This window comes from Polaromonas sp. P5_D5, from assembly GCF_054049435.1.
Window position 1 is genome coordinate 56433 of record NZ_JBFUMJ010000007.1, and the last position, 13825, is coordinate 70257.

Consider the following 13825-nt stretch of genomic DNA (forward strand, 5'->3'; position numbering starts at 1 on the left):
TGAACTGACATGCAAACACTGAACTACATCGCAGGCCGCTGGCAGGCAGCCCAGGACGGCCGCCAATTCGAGGTGCGCAATCCCGCCGACGACAGCCTGATCACCCTGGCGGCCGACGGCGGTGCGGCGGACGCGCGGCTGGCCGCCGACGCGGCGGCAGAAGCGCTGCCCGCCTGGAAAGCACGCTCGCCGCGTGATCGCTGCTTGATCCTCAAGAAATGGCAGGCGCTGATCGAGCGCGACGTGGAGCCGCTGGCTGAACTGATTTCGCGCGAGCAGGGCAAGCCGCTCGCGGAGTCACGCGGCGAAATCGCCTACAGCGCCGGCTATGTGGAGTGGTTCGCCGAAGAGGGCGTGCGCGCCCACGGCGAGATCATCGCCGCGCCGGTGTCGAGCAAGCGCTACCTGGTGCTGAGGGAAGCCGTTGGCGTCGTCGCCGTGGTCACGCCCTGGAATTTTCCCGCGGCGATGATCGCACGCAAGATCGCCCCCGCGCTGGCGGCAGGTTGCACGGTGGTGGCCAAGCCCGCAGAAGACACGCCCCTCACGTCCCTGGCCCTCGTGAAGCTGGCCGAGGAAGCGGGCGTTCCCCCTGGCGTGCTGAACATCGTGCCCGCCTCGCGCGAACGCACGCCGGAGGTGGTGGGCGAGTGGCTGCGTGACGGCCGTGTGCGCAAGGTCAGCTTTACCGGCAGCACGGCTGTGGGCAAGATACTGGCGCGCGAGTCGGCCGGCACGGTCAAGAAGCTTTCGCTCGAACTCGGCGGCAACGCACCCTTTATCGTGTTTGAGGATGCCGACCTGGACGCCGCTGTCGAAGGCCTGATGGCCGCCAAGTTTCGCAACGGCGGCCAGACCTGCGTGAGCCCCAACCGCGTGTTCGCGCACGAGGCCGTGCATGACCGCTTCGTCGACAAGCTGGCGGCCCGCGTGGGCGCCTTGCGGGTCGGCCCGGCTAGCTGGGCGGAGGCCGAGATCGGCCCAATGATCAACGGGCGGGCGGTCGACAAGATCGAGCGCCACGTGAACGACGCCGTGGCCAAAGGCGCGAAGGCGGTCGTGGGCGGAAGCCGCGTGCGCACGGAAGTCGCCAATGGCCCGAACTACTACGCGCCCACGGTGCTGACCGGCGCGACGCCCGACATGGAGCTGTCCTGCGAGGAAACTTTCGGCCCAGTGGTGCCCATATTCCGCTTCAGCACTGAAGACGAGGTGATCGCGCAGGCGAACGACACGCCCTTCGGCCTGGCCGGCTACTTCTTCTCCAACAACATCAAGCGCGTGTGGCGCGTGGCCTCCGCACTCGAGACCGGCCTGGTCGGCATCAACGAGGGCGCCATTGCGGCGCAGGCCGCGCCCTTCGGCGGCGTCAAGGAATCGGGCTACGGCCGCGAAGGCTCGCACTGGGGCTTGGACGAATACCTGCACACCAAGTACCTCTGCCAGGGAAATCTTGCATGAAGGTGCTGGTCCTCGGTGCCGGCGTCATCGGCACCACGACGGCCTACTCCTAGTTGTCCTTTGGTGTTGGCGTCGAGATACAAGTGCAAGCCAGGCAGCGAAGCCGCCGCTCCCTCGGGGTGATATGCGTACGGCTCCGGGAAAAACCAGTGGGCCGGAAATTTATGCGTTCGCTGACGGCTTCCCGGTTCAGAATCACACCCATGACAACTCCCAAGCTGCTGATCGAGTCCGTGGACGGCATCATGACCGTGTCCCTGAACCGGCCCGACAAACTCAACGCCATTGACAACGAGCTTGCGCGTGCACTTCTTGCTGCTATAGAGCTGGCTTCGCGCGACGATGCCGTCCGGGTGCTCCTTTTGCGCGGCAATGGCCGGGCATTCTGTGCGGGGAGGGACGTCAGCAGTCCACCCACGGAAGACGATCTGGTATTGGTGCAGGCTGTGGCCAGAGCGCTCGTGTCTCTGTCCAAGCCGGTGGTTGCTTCGGTCCATGGCTGGACTGTCGGCGCCGGCTTCGAGTGGATGCTGAATGCGGACATTGTGGTCGCGGGGGAAAGCAGCCGCTTCAAGCTGCCGGAGGCCTCCCTCGGGGTTTTTGTGACGGGTGGATTGACCGCCACCTTATCTGCCTATGCAGGCGTTGCGCGCGCCAGGGCGCTGATGCTCCTGGGCGAGGAGTTCTCACCCGCGCAGGCGATGGCCTGGGGTTTTGTCTGGAAAGTGGTCCCCGACCAGGAACTCGAATCGGCTTCCCGGCAAATCGGCGCCAGGCTGGCGTCGCTTCAGCCGGTGGTGGCAGCCAGCTTCAAACGGGTCCTCAACGACATCGGTCTTCGCCATTTCGACGAGGCCATCGCGCTTGAAAACGACGCGCAGCGAGCCTTGGGCAGTCGCGGAGTTCAAAGCTAGAAGGCATGCCACGGCTTGCTGGGGTTGACTGTCGATTCAGTGCCGTCCCGTTCACATGAAAAGCGGGTCAATCCTGCCGTCCGATTTCGTCTTCGATGATGCCCAGCCGCATATCGAACTCTGGCATCACCCAGCGCCGTAACGCTTCACCTGGGCCTTGCCAGCGCTCATGGCCCTGCGCGTCAGGCGTGTTGCAGATTCGCACCCAAGCCCAACCGAGCAGCGCCAGCGCCACCGCGCGCAGGTAGTCGCTAGCGACCCAATAGGGCAACTGGGGCGCCGCACCCGCGGCCTTGATCAATGCTGCGGTCGTCATCTCCAGGCGGGCGAAACAGCTCAATACAGCCTTCTCGTTCGCGCGCCCGTCGTCCAGGCCCTCCTGCAGGACCTGGAACATCTGCCGCAACGTCTTGCCGCCGTCCGGTATCACCTTGCGGACCAGCAAGTCGATGGCCTGGATCTCGTTGGTGCCCTCATAGATCATGGTCACGCGTGAATCGCGCACAGTCTGCTCGATTCCCCATTCGCGGATGTAGCCATGGCCACCGAAAACCTGCAGGCATTCGCTGGCGCCGTGGAAAGCCTGATCGGTGAAGGCAGCTTTCAACACGGGTGTGAGCAGGCTGCACCACTGCTGTGCCCTTTCACGACGGGCGGGGTCGGGGTGGTGCCTGGCGATGTCGAGCTCGAGCCCTGTCTGGTAAGCCAGCACGCGCCCTCCGTCGATCCAGGCCCGCTGGGTGTCCAGCAGGCGGCGCATCGCCGGGTGGCCGATGATGAAGTCGGCGGGCTCGGTGCTGGTGCGTGGTCCGGGCACGCGCATCTGCCTGCGCTCGCGCGCATAGGCATCGGCCTTTTGCCATGCGGCGTCGAGCAGGCCGATGCCCTGCAGCGCCACGTGCAAACGCGCCGCATTCATCATCACGAACATAGCGTTCAGGCCCTCGCCCGGCTGGCCGATCAGCCAGGCTGTCGCATCATCGAAGCGCATGGCGCAGGTGGGGCTGCCGTGCAGGCCCATCTTTTCTTCGATGCGGTCGCAGTAGACATGGTTGCGGCTGCCGTCCGCCAGCAGCTTGGGGGCGAGCAACAGCGACAGGCCTTTGGGGCCGGCAGGTGCATCCGGCAGGCGCGCGAGGACGAGATGCAGGATGTTGCTGGTGAGATCGTGATCACCACCGGAAATGAAGAGCTTGCTGCCGTTAACACGGTAGCTGCCGTCCGGCTTCGGCGTTGCGCGGGTGCGCACCAGTCCGAGATCGCTGCCGGCATGCGCTTCGGTAAGGCACATTGTGGCCAGCCATTCGCCGGAGGCCAGTTTCCCCAGGTAGGCCGCTTTCAGTTCGTCGCTGCCGTGATAGGCCAGGCACTCGTAAGCTCCATGCAGGAGGCCGGGCGCCATGGTCCAGCCATGGTTGGCGGCACTCAGCCATTCGTATAGCGCACCTTCCAGCACCCAGGGCAGGCCTTGCCCGCCGTGTTCAGGCGCGCAGGAAAGCGCGGGCCAGCCCGCCCGCCAGAAGGCCTTGTAGGCCGATGCGAATCCCGGAGGCGTTGTGACCACGCCCGCATCGAAGCGGCAGCCGGGGTTGTCACCCGCCGCATTCAGCGGCGCCACAACCTCGGCGACGAACTTTGCCGCTTCCTCCAGAACCTGCCGCTGCAGGTCGCCGTCGGCATCGGCGAAGCGCTCGAGCGGCCGCAACTGGCCGCCCGCGTCCAGCACGTCGAAAAGAATGAATTGCGAATCTTGCACAGCGGGTTGATAGGTCATACGCCCTTTCTACTGGTTGTCACGGAGCCACAAGAATAGTTATCAATAATAATCAAATCGGCGCGCGAATGGCAACAGGCGCAGCCGATCCTTTCGGCGCGCGTCCGTCAGGGCTGGGCTGCCTCTGGTCCGGGTGGAAGGCAGAGGTGGTCGCGGTGGTTGCTCCACTACCCATCGTTCGGGCGCTCGAAGTTTCATCACGACCGAACAGGGAAAACACCGCCACGCATTGGTGCCTGGCTTGCACCGGTGCCGACCTTTGGCATTTCCCTTAGCGACGTTCTTTCAGCGCCGTGTGCAGGTAGTCGTAGAACATCTTTGCCGGTGCGCGCAGCGTCGTGCCACGCAAGGTGGTGAGGCCCAGTACACGCGACACCGCCGGCGCCACGAGCGCAACGCCAATGATCGACGGATGCTGTTTCGGCAAGGCCAGGCGCGGTACGGCCCCAAGCCCGAGCCCCGCTTCGACCATGCCGAGCAGCGTCGCGATGTGGCTCACCTCGAGGCGGTATGAGGGGTTGATGCCAGCCTTGGCCAGCGCGTCGTCCAGTAATTGCCGGTTTCCGCTGGTACGCGATACCGCGATCAGGCGCTCGGTTTCCAGGTTCTTCCAGGACAGCGTCTTGCGCCCGGCGAGTGCATGGCGGCGCGGCATGGCCACCACAAAGGGATCGGTATGGATCGGCTCGAAGTCCACGCCGGGTACCTGGTTGCCCATGAAGCTGATGCCGAAGTCCGACTCGCCCGACACCACGCTGGCCATCACCGCGCCGGCGGCTTCGTCAATCACACGGACGCGGATCAGTGGGTAGCGTTCCGAGAACGAGCTCACGACCGTAGGCAGGAAATGGATGGCCGCGGAAGGCACGCAGGCCACCGTGACCCGGCCGGTCCGGCTGCCGGCGATGTCGGTGATGCCGAGCATGGCGGACTCAAGGTCGTCCAGCGCGGCGCGTGCGCGATCAAGAAAAACGTGCCCGAGGGCCGTCAGTTCGACCTCTCGTGTGGTGCGGTTGAAAAGCCGCGCACCCAGGATGGTCTCGAGCTTGTCGATGCGCCGGCTTAAAGCGGGTGGCGAAAGATGGATGTGGTCGGCTGCTGCGCGAAAGCTCCCGCGCTCGGCCACCGCCACGAAGGCTTCGAGTTGCTGCAAATCGAAATTGATGCGCGCCATGCACCAATACTAACAAAAGTTGCACTTCACGGATTCCCTGCATTCGCCGAAGATCCGGCAACCAGAACATCCACAGGAGACAAACCATGCTGCCGAAACACCACGTCCGGACTTTGCTGATGCTGAGCTTGCTGCCACTGGCGGCTGGTTTCTCCATGGCGGCGACCAGTCCGGCGACGCCCAAGAACTGGCCCGAAAAAGCGATCACCATCGTGGTGCCGACCTCCGCCGGCGGCGCCAATGACGCGATGGCGCGCGTCCTGGCGCAGGGACTCAGCGCACGGCTTGGCAAACCGGTCATCGTGGACAACCGGGCCGGGGCGAACGGCGCGATTGCCAGTGAGTTCGTGGCCCGCGCCGCGCCGGACGGCTACACCTTGATGTTCGGCTACATCGCTACCCACGGCATCAACCCGGCCTTGCAAAAGCTGCGCTACGACCCGGTCGCCGATTTTGAACCCATCGGCATGGTGGCGGCATCTCCGACGGTGCTGGTCGTCAGCCCGGAAGTGCCGGCCAAGACCGCCAAAGAACTGGTGCAGCTCATCAAGGCCAAACCCGACAGCTTCAGCTTCGCGACGGCGGGGAACGGCACCGCACCGCATATCGCAGGCGAGCTGTTCAAGCTGTCCGCGGGGGTGGACGTGATTGGAATTCCCCACAAAGGCTCAGCGCCCGCCGTGATGAGCACCATCTCCGGCATTACGCAATACATGTTTCCCAGCTTGTTTACCGCGTACCCGCAAATCAAGGGCGGCAAGCTCAAGGCGCTCGGCATCGCCGGTGACAAGCGATCTCCCGTCTTGCCGGACGTTCCGACGCTGGCCGAGCAGGGAATTCCCAACGTCAGCATGTCGCAGTGGTACGCCATGTTCGCCCCCGCTAAAACCCCCAAGGTGGTGGTTGACCGGTTGAACCAGGAGATCAACCGCGTATTGGCCGAAAAAACCGTACAGAAATTCATTGAAGACCAGGGGGCCGAGGTTGAAACCAGCACGCCTGCGCAACTCAAAACCCTGGTACAAAAGGAAGTCACGCGCTGGAAGGGCGTTGTGGCGACCGCAAAAATCAAGCTCGACTGAGTCGCGCAAGTTTCACTGAAAGGAGGGTACGCGCATGAACTTGCAAGACTGGACAGGCCGCAGCGAAACAGTGGAGGACACCGCCACTGCCACGCCGTACGCAGCGTTGTCGGCCACGCTCGACCGCGCCGACACCTCGCGTCCCGCGCCCGGCACGCCGTTGCCCTGCCTCTGGCACTGGCTGTATTTCCTGCCGATCCACGCGCAATCGGAGATCGGCCCGGACGGCCATGCGCGGCGAGGCGGCTTCCTGCCGCCCGTTCCCCTGCCGCGCCGCATGTGGGCCGGCAGCGATTTCGAGTTCCACGAGCCGCTGTGTGTCGGCGACGCGCTCTCGCGCACCTCAACCATCGTCGATGTGACGGAAAAGAGCGGCCGCACCGGCAGCCTGGTTTTCGTGAAGGTGCGCCATGAACTGCGCCGCAACGGTTCTGCAGGCGTGGCGTTGACCGAGCACCACAACATCGTCTACCGTGCGGCGCCGACGCCCGGCGACGTGACCCCTCCGCCGCTGGCAGCGCCCGCCGAATTCGCGTGGGTGCGCCGCATCGTCGCCGACGACGTGCTGCTGTTCCGCTACTCGGCCCTCACGTTCAACGGGCACCGCATTCACTACGACCGCAAGTACGTCACGGAGGTCGAGGGTTACCCCGGCCTCATCGTGCACGGCCCCTTGATCGCCACGCTGCTCATGGACCTGTTGCGTCGGCATATGCCTGAGGCCATGGTGCGCAAATTTGAGTTCAAGGCGGTCCGGCCCACGTTCGACGTCAACCCGTTCTCGATCCACGGGCAGCCTTCGGCCGACGGCAAGAGCGTGCGGCTGTGGGGGCGTGACCATGAAGGCTGGCTCACGATGGACGCCATCGCCACGCTGGGCTGAGGAGACGCCATGCAGCCACTCAAGGGAATCACCGTCGTCACGCTCGAACACGCCATCGCGGCGCCTTTCGCCACACGGCAGCTGGCCGACATGGGTGCGCGGGTCATCAAGGTTGAACGCCCCGGTGTGGGCGATTTCGCACGGGCCTACGACAGTCGCGTGCGGGGCCTTGCATCGCATTTCGTCTGGACCAACCGCTCCAAGGAAAGCCTGACGCTGGACGTCAAGCACGAGGAGGCGCAGAAAATCCTCATGCGCCTGATCATTGAAGAGGCCGACGTCGTGGTGCAAAACCTCGCGCCGGGCGCTGCAGCACGGCTCGGCCTGTCGTACGAAGCGTTGGCCAAGCGCAAGCCCGGCATCATCGTGTGCGACATCTCGGGGTACGGCGGTGACGGTCCTTACCGCGACAAAAAAGCCTATGACCTGCTGATCCAGAGCGAGGCTGGCTTCGTCTCGGTAACCGGTACGCCCGACACACCGTCCAAGGCCGGTCCATCCATCGCCGACATCGCTGCCGGCATGTATGCGTACACCAACATCCTGGGCGCGCTCATGCACCGTCGGCAGACCGGTGAGGGTCAGCGCATCGACATCTCGATGCTCGAATCGCTGTCGGAGTGGATGAGCTACCCGCTCTACTACGCCTTCGAAGGCGCGGCGCCGCCCCAGCGCACGGGTGCCAGCCACGCGACCATCTATCCATACGGCCCGTTTCTGGCCGGTGACGGCAAGACCGTGATGATGGGCCTGCAGAACGAACGCGAGTGGAAGGTGTTTTGCGAAAAAGTGCTGCTGCAGCCCGCGCTTGCCAGCGACCCGCGTTTCGCCGGCAACGCACAGCGCAGCGCCGCCCGGGGCGAACTCTCGTCAATCATCGTTGAAGCCTTCAGCACCTTGACCGCCGCCCAAGTCGTCGAGCGGCTGGAAACCGCTGGTGTGGCTAACGCGCAAGTCAACACCATGAGTGAGCTGTGGAAACATCCGCAACTCGAAGCGCGCGCGCGCTGGCGTGAAATCGATACCCCGGCCGGCGCCGTGCCCGCCATGCTGCCGCCCGGTTCCTGGCAACATGGCGCCCCGCGCATGGGCGCCGTGCCCGCGCTGGGCCAACACACCGACGCGATCCTGAGCCACTTTGGCTATGGCGTCGAACAGATTGCCCAGTTGCGCGCGGAAGGTGCGGTATGAGTAGGCCGCCCGCCGTGCCGCTGAGCTACCTGTTCGTGCCGGGCCACCGGCCCGAGCGATTCGCGAAGGCGCTGGCCTCGGGCGCGGACCGCGTCATCATCGACCTGGAAGACGCGGTCTCGCCCTCTGACAAGGCTGCCGCGCGCGAAGCCATCGCGGCGTGGATGCCCTCCGCCAACGAGGAGATTCGCGGCAAGCTGTTGATCCGTATCAACGACGCGAGCACGGACTGGTACGCAGACGATCTGCAGCTCCTGCGGCGGGTTCGGGCAGCCTGCGTCATGCTTCCGAAATGCGAAAGCAGACGGCAGGTGGCTGACGTTCTTGGTTCGCTCGATGCGGGTACCACCGTGTTGCCGCTGGTCGAAACAGCGCGTGGCCTGCTGGCCGCCTTCGACCTTGCCACTGCACCCGGCATCGCACGCCTGGCCTTCGGTTCGCTCGACTACATGGCCGACCTTGACATTCCCGCCGACAGCCCGTCGTTGCAGCACGCCGCGATCCAGCTTGCCATTGCCTCACGCGCCGCGGGTTTGCCCTCGCCCGTGGCTGGCGTCACGCCCGACGTCGATGCGGACCGGGTTGCCGCCGACATGGCGCAGGCACGCTGCCTTGGCTTTGGCGCCAAGATGTGCATTCATCCCGTGCAGGTCGCCGCGGTGCATCGTGCGCTGCGGCCTGACGCCGAAGAGCTGGCTTGGGCGCAACGCATCCTGAGCGCCTCGCGCGCAGCCGGCGGCGGCGCCATCCAGCTCGACGGGAAGATGGTCGATCGCCCGGTTGTCCTCAAAGCCGAGCGCATCGTGGCCCTGGCTGCACGCACTCCCTGATTTTTCACAAGATACATAACCCAACGGAGAACCTATGTCCGCAACCATCATCGACTCAAAAATTTTCGGCGACATGTTCAGCGATGCCGCCATGCGGCATGTCTGGTCGGACGAGAATCGCACCGCCAAATACCTGGACATCGAGCGTGCGCTCGCCAAGGTTCAGGGCGCCCTCGGCATCATTCCCAAAGAGGCGGCTAAAGAGATCGTGAAGAACTGCGAGCCCAGCCAGATCGACTGGGTCAAGCTCAAGGCCAAGACCGAGCAGATCGGCTACCCGATCATCGCCGTGGTCAACCAGATCAACGCGCATTGCAAGGATGGCCTGGGCGAATACTGCCACTGGGGCGCCACCACGCAGGACATCACCGACACGGCCGCCGTGCTGCAGATACGCGAGGGCCTCGCACTGGTCGAGGCCGACCTCGCGGACATCTCGGCCTCGCTCGCCAAACTGGCGCGCGACCACCGCGACACGCCGATCATCGGCCGCAGCAATCTGCAGCAGGCGACGCCCATCACCTTCGGCTACAAGATGGCCAGCATCCTTGCGGGCATCGAGCGCCACCGCGAGCGCCTCACGCAGCTCAAGCCGCGGGTGCTGGTCGGCGAGTTCGGCGGCGCGTCGGGCACGCTGTCCTCGCTTGAAAAAGGCGCAATGGAAACCCAGGCCGACCTCATGAAGGAACTCGGCCTCGGGCAGCCACTGATTTCGTGGCACACCGTGCGCGACAACTTCGCTGAAGTTGGTGCCTTCCTCGGCATCGTCGGTGGATCGCTCGGAAAGATCGCGATGGATGTGAAGCTGTTGATGCAGACCGAGGTCGCCGAAGTGTTTGAGCCTTTCGCGCCAGGGCGCGGCTCCTCGTCAACCATGCCGCAAAAGCGCAACCCGATCTCCTGCCTCTACATCCATGCCAACATCTCCGTGGTACGCCAGCTGGCCGCGTCGCTGATGGACGCGATGGTCGCCGACCATGAACGCTCCACCGGCCCGTGGGAAATCGAATGGGTGGCGATGCCCGAGATTTTCTGCCTGATCTCGGGCGCGCTCAAGCAGACGAAGTTCATCCTCGCGGGTCTGGAAGTCGATGCCGCGCAGATGCGCCGCAACATCGACATGACCCACGGCCTCGTGATGTCGGAGGCCGTGATGATGGGCTTGGGCCCCTACATCGGGCGCGAATATGCGCACGACCTTGTCTACGATATTTGCCGCGATGCCCTCAACCAGAAACGTCCGTTGATTGATCTGTTGGCAGAGCATCCGAAGATCATCCAGCATGTCACGCGCGAGCAACTGGCTTCGTTCTGTGATCCGATGAATAACCTGGGCCAGGCAGGCGTGATGGTCGACCGTGTGCTGGCGTCGATCAAGGCACCCGCCTAGTATTGAAAGTGCCGGGATTCAAGCCTTAAGAATACTGAGGCCGGTCCCCGCTAGGTGCAAGTCATGGCCCACTGCCGGCGGGCGGCGGCCTGAAGGAAGTCGATCACAGCCCGTACGCGCGCCGCGTTGCGCAGGTTGGGCAGGGACACCGCGAACATCGTGTGGGTAACACCGGAAGCGTAAGGCGACAAGACCTCCTTCAAAAGGCCCGTGGCCACATCCCCCGCAGCCAATGGAACCGACAGCATGCCGATGCCGGCCCCGGCCACCAGGGCGTGATGCACCAAGGCCGTGGTATTCGTTGCGAGCTGTGACCTGACAGTGACTTCGACCGACCGTCCGGCCTTGCGGAACGCCCATGTCACAACGGGCCCCTGCGCAGTATGGGTTACCGTCTGATGCCTGCCCAACTCATCCGGGCTGGCGGGTTCTCCATGTTGGCGCAAATATTCAGGCGAGGCGTACAGGCGGCGTTCGAAGGAGCCAAGCGCACGGGCGACCACAGCTTCGCTACTGCCCACCGTGGTGCGCAGAGCCACATCGATCCCATCCGTAACGAGATCGACGACCCGGTCCTCGGCCACCATCTCGATGCGCAACTCCGGGTATCGCGCGCGCAGCGGGCCCAACTGCGGCACAACCAGTTCCTCGCAAATCTCCTGGCTTGAGGCCAGTCGCAGCGCGCCGGCCACCCGATTGCGCTGTTTCGACACCGCGGCAGAGATGTCTTCCATCCGCGCCAGCAGTTCACGGGCTTCCTGCGCCAACTCAAAGCCTTCGGCGGTTGCCGACAGCCCATGCGTGGACCGGCGCAACAAAGTGACCCCATACCCCTTTTCGAGCCGGTTGACTCCCCGGGTAACGACTGAGACTGCCACGTCCAACTCTCGGGCGGCCGCAGAGAACGAATTGAGGTCGAGTGAGCGAACCAGCCACCGAAGGTCCGCAGGGTCCGGCAAGAAGTGTTTCATCGGGGTTGCCTTTGCGTTTCGAGCAAAACCGATTATGCGGGATGGTGGTTTCCGGCTGTATTGGCTCGCCCTAAAGTGGCCACACCAACCAAAAAAGGAAACAACCATGCCTATCCTCAATGTCAAGATCTCGGCGAACCGCAGGCCAGAACTCTCGCAACTCGTCACCGACACGCTGCTGGACCTTTCCAGCCGCTTGCTCGGAAAGCGACGGGACCTCACGGCAGTGGTGATCGACTATGTCGATCCGCGCGACTGGTTTATCGCCGGAAAATCGCTGGCCGAACTGAAGATGACCAGCTTCTACTTCGACATTAAGGTGGTGGACGAAACCAACACCAAGGCCGAAAAGGCCCGGTTTGTCGCCGAATCGTTCGAAGCGTTCGGGCGCATCCTTGGAGACCTGCACCCGGAGAGCTACGTGTACGTGCAAGACGTGCGCGGCAGCGCGTACGGCTATGGCGGGCGCACCCAGGAATACCGCCATCAACATCCAGACCAGTGAGAGGCAGAGCCATGGAACTAGCAAACACTATCGTCGCCACGGCCATGCGCCGGGCCGGACTTGACACCTGGATTCCGGAAGGGGAAGGGAAGTGGTCACTTCCGATCCAGTTCCTGCCAGACAGCTCGGGCTGGGTTGAGTTGATGCGGCTCAAGCCGGGTACACGGCTGGGTTTACACCGGCACACTGGCGAGGTTCACGCCCTGACCTTGGTTGGCGAGCGTCGCCTGAACGACGGTCGCATGGTGGGCGTCGGGGACTACATTCACGAGCCTGCCGGCAATGTGGACTGGTGGGAAGCTGTAGGGGACGAGGATCTGCTGGTGCACGTCGTCGTCAAGGGCAGTGTCGAATACCTCGGAGCGCACCACAGCGTACTGCAGCGGATAACTGCCGCCGACCGGATCTCAGACTACCACCGATATTGCGCAGCAGTCGGCGTGCAGCCTCGCACACTGGACTAGCCGGGCGATTCACGAATTGCCGATAGTCATGCCCTGCTTCACCTGGGCCTTGCCAGCGCTCATTGCTCTGTGCGCCGGGCGTATTGCAAATGCGGACCAAAACCCAACTGAGCAGTTCCAGCGACACAGCATCACAACACGTCTAGGTCACATGGAACTGCGGGCCTTGCTGGGTGGGTGGCCGATGACACGCTTGAACGCCCGGCTGAACGAGGCCTCGGAGTCGAAGCCCAGCCGGTCTGCGGCGGTGGTGACACGCATGCCGTCCTGCGCGATCCAGTTGCGAGCCTGAAACATGCGAATGCGGGCCACGTATCTCGCCGGACTCTCGCCCACCGAATCCTTGAATGCCTGGGCAAAACGTGATCGCGATGCGCCCATGATGTTCGCCATCTCCGGCACGCTCCAGTCCTGCTCCGGCGTCGCGTGGATGGCGGCAAGCACCTTGCCTACGCCGGGCGAGCGCAGCGCTGCGATCCAGCCAGTCGAGTTGCTGCAAGCGCATTCCACCCAGGCGCGGATGATGCTCGCGGCGAGCACATCGGCCATGCGGGCCAGGATGCCGCAGGCGCCTATGCGGTTGAGCGAGGCTTCACGCTCCATCGCATCGAGCAGCATGGGTACACCCGGGTCGCGTTGGGCCAGGTCGCCGGCGCGTATCACCTCCGGCATCATGGCCAACAATGGGTGCAGAGGGTCAAGGTTGAACTTCATGGTGCCGCAGAACATGACGTGGGATGGCGTCTGCGCTGCGGGAGCTCCGTCCCGCAACAAATAGATGTCGTCTGCGACCCCCTCGCGATCGAAAGTCGCGAGGTCCACCGGCGGCACCTCGGGTGAGCTGGCCACGGTGTGGGCCGTGCTGCGGGGCAGCAGCACTGCGTCACCGGCCTTCAGTTCCATCCACCCGGACTGCTGCGTATGCATCCAGCAATCTCCACTGGCAACGAAATGAAAACGTGCGGCAGCTTGCGCGGCAAAGGAAATCGCCCACGGCGCATGCATCAGGCAGCGGCCGTACTCGACGCCGTCCAGGCGCAGGCCCAGCAGGACTTTGGTGAGGGGGTCGGGGCCTGCGGCAGGAAGACCCCCGTCTTCGTGAGGAGGCTGAACGACGGGCGTGAAAGTTCTGGAGGAATCGTCAAGCATTTCGGCTCTTTCGCCATGGAAAGGTGTCGATGCTAGG

At 64.1% G+C, this 13825-nt stretch carries 13 protein-coding genes; 9 read left to right on the forward strand and 4 right to left on the reverse strand.

Annotation, left to right across the window (positions count from 1 at the left end):
• Positions 1 to 9 precede the first annotated feature (9 nt).
• Positions 10 to 1461: an NAD-dependent succinate-semialdehyde dehydrogenase gene (locus ACXJKE_RS20910; RefSeq protein WP_457282511.1), complete on the forward strand. Its 1452-nt coding sequence runs from the start codon at positions 10 to 12 to the stop codon at positions 1459 to 1461.
• 203 nt (positions 1462 to 1664) lie between these two features.
• Positions 1665 to 2375 carry an enoyl-CoA hydratase/isomerase family protein gene (locus ACXJKE_RS20915; protein ID WP_457282512.1) on the forward strand — a complete coding sequence of 237 codons (711 nt, stop codon included), beginning with the start codon at positions 1665 to 1667 and terminating at the stop codon, positions 2373 to 2375.
• A 67-nt stretch (positions 2376 to 2442) separates the two neighbouring features.
• On the opposite strand, the gene ACXJKE_RS20920 is transcribed toward ACXJKE_RS20915, so the two are convergent.
• Both ACXJKE_RS20920 and ACXJKE_RS20925 read right to left on the reverse strand, forming a co-directional pair.
• Positions 2443 to 4149: an acyl-CoA dehydrogenase family protein gene (locus tag ACXJKE_RS20920; protein ID WP_457282513.1), complete on the reverse strand. Its 1707-nt coding sequence runs from the start codon at positions 4147 to 4149 to the stop codon at positions 2443 to 2445.
• Between the two features lie 271 nt (positions 4150 to 4420).
• Positions 4421 to 5323 (reverse strand): LysR substrate-binding domain-containing protein, encoded by a 903-nt coding sequence (locus ACXJKE_RS20925; RefSeq protein WP_457282514.1) that lies wholly within the window; start codon positions 5321 to 5323, stop codon positions 4421 to 4423.
• 86 nt (positions 5324 to 5409) lie between these two features.
• Between ACXJKE_RS20925 and ACXJKE_RS20930 the strand changes: the two genes are divergently transcribed.
• Genes ACXJKE_RS20930 through ACXJKE_RS20950 form a run of 5 tightly spaced genes read left to right on the forward strand, consistent with a single transcriptional unit; the run spans position 5410 to position 10699 of the window.
• A complete protein-coding gene (locus ACXJKE_RS20930) occupies positions 5410 to 6405 on the forward strand; it encodes a Bug family tripartite tricarboxylate transporter substrate binding protein (RefSeq protein WP_457282515.1) in 996 nt (331 codons plus the stop codon).
• A gap of 34 nt (positions 6406 to 6439) precedes the next feature.
• Positions 6440 to 7288, forward strand: a complete 849-nt coding sequence (locus tag ACXJKE_RS20935; protein WP_457282516.1) for an FAS1-like dehydratase domain-containing protein — start codon at positions 6440 to 6442, stop codon at positions 7286 to 7288.
• A 9-nt stretch (positions 7289 to 7297) separates the two neighbouring features.
• The gene (locus tag ACXJKE_RS20940; RefSeq protein ID WP_457282517.1) at positions 7298 to 8479 is read left to right on the forward strand and encodes a CaiB/BaiF CoA transferase family protein; all 1182 of its coding nucleotides are present in this window, start codon (positions 7298 to 7300) and stop codon (positions 8477 to 8479) included.
• The gene (locus tag ACXJKE_RS20945) at positions 8476 to 9309 is read left to right on the forward strand and encodes an HpcH/HpaI aldolase/citrate lyase family protein (RefSeq protein WP_457282518.1); all 834 of its coding nucleotides are present in this window, start codon (positions 8476 to 8478) and stop codon (positions 9307 to 9309) included. Before ACXJKE_RS20940 ends, ACXJKE_RS20945 begins: the two co-directional genes overlap by 4 nt.
• Positions 9310 to 9343: 34 nt before the next feature.
• Positions 9344 to 10699 carry a class-II fumarase/aspartase family protein gene (locus ACXJKE_RS20950; protein WP_457282519.1) on the forward strand — a complete coding sequence of 452 codons (1356 nt, stop codon included), beginning with the start codon at positions 9344 to 9346 and terminating at the stop codon, positions 10697 to 10699.
• Between the two features lie 50 nt (positions 10700 to 10749).
• On the opposite strand, the gene ACXJKE_RS20955 is transcribed toward ACXJKE_RS20950, so the two are convergent.
• Entirely contained in the window at positions 10750 to 11670 is a 921-nt protein-coding gene (locus ACXJKE_RS20955; protein ID WP_457282520.1) for a LysR family transcriptional regulator, read from the reverse strand.
• A 106-nt stretch (positions 11671 to 11776) separates the two neighbouring features.
• On the opposite strand from ACXJKE_RS20955, the gene ACXJKE_RS20960 reads away from it, so the two are divergent.
• On the forward strand, positions 11777 to 12175 hold the full coding sequence (locus ACXJKE_RS20960) for a tautomerase family protein (RefSeq protein WP_457282521.1): 399 nt from the start codon (positions 11777 to 11779) through the stop codon (positions 12173 to 12175).
• Between the two features lie 11 nt (positions 12176 to 12186).
• A complete protein-coding gene (locus ACXJKE_RS20965) occupies positions 12187 to 12639 on the forward strand; it encodes a cupin domain-containing protein (protein WP_457282522.1) in 453 nt (150 codons plus the stop codon).
• Between the two features lie 147 nt (positions 12640 to 12786).
• Here ACXJKE_RS20965 and ACXJKE_RS20970 read toward each other — a convergent pair whose 3' ends face one another.
• Positions 12787 to 13788 carry an AraC family transcriptional regulator gene (locus tag ACXJKE_RS20970; RefSeq protein WP_457282523.1) on the reverse strand — a complete coding sequence of 334 codons (1002 nt, stop codon included), beginning with the start codon at positions 13786 to 13788 and terminating at the stop codon, positions 12787 to 12789.
• Positions 13789 to 13825: the final 37 nt, after the last annotated feature.

Coding starts and splice junctions, on each gene's coding strand:
- ACXJKE_RS20910 (WP_457282511.1), top strand. CDS start 10: ATGCAAACACTGAACTACATCGCAGGCCGCTGGCAGGCAGCCCAGGAC.
- ACXJKE_RS20915 (WP_457282512.1), top strand. CDS start 1,665: ATGACAACTCCCAAGCTGCTGATCGAGTCCGTGGACGGCATCATGACC.
- ACXJKE_RS20920 (WP_457282513.1), bottom strand. CDS start 4,149: ATGACCTATCAACCCGCTGTGCAAGATTCGCAATTCATTCTTTTCGAC.
- ACXJKE_RS20925 (WP_457282514.1), bottom strand. CDS start 5,323: ATGGCGCGCATCAATTTCGATTTGCAGCAACTCGAAGCCTTCGTGGCG.
- ACXJKE_RS20930 (WP_457282515.1), top strand. CDS start 5,410: ATGCTGCCGAAACACCACGTCCGGACTTTGCTGATGCTGAGCTTGCTG.
- ACXJKE_RS20935 (WP_457282516.1), top strand. CDS start 6,440: ATGAACTTGCAAGACTGGACAGGCCGCAGCGAAACAGTGGAGGACACC.
- ACXJKE_RS20940 (WP_457282517.1), top strand. CDS start 7,298: ATGCAGCCACTCAAGGGAATCACCGTCGTCACGCTCGAACACGCCATC.
- ACXJKE_RS20945 (WP_457282518.1), top strand. CDS start 8,476: ATGAGTAGGCCGCCCGCCGTGCCGCTGAGCTACCTGTTCGTGCCGGGC.
- ACXJKE_RS20950 (WP_457282519.1), top strand. CDS start 9,344: ATGTCCGCAACCATCATCGACTCAAAAATTTTCGGCGACATGTTCAGC.
- ACXJKE_RS20955 (WP_457282520.1), bottom strand. CDS start 11,670: ATGAAACACTTCTTGCCGGACCCTGCGGACCTTCGGTGGCTGGTTCGC.
- ACXJKE_RS20960 (WP_457282521.1), top strand. CDS start 11,777: ATGCCTATCCTCAATGTCAAGATCTCGGCGAACCGCAGGCCAGAACTC.
- ACXJKE_RS20965 (WP_457282522.1), top strand. CDS start 12,187: ATGGAACTAGCAAACACTATCGTCGCCACGGCCATGCGCCGGGCCGGA.
- ACXJKE_RS20970 (WP_457282523.1), bottom strand. CDS start 13,788: ATGCTTGACGATTCCTCCAGAACTTTCACGCCCGTCGTTCAGCCTCCT.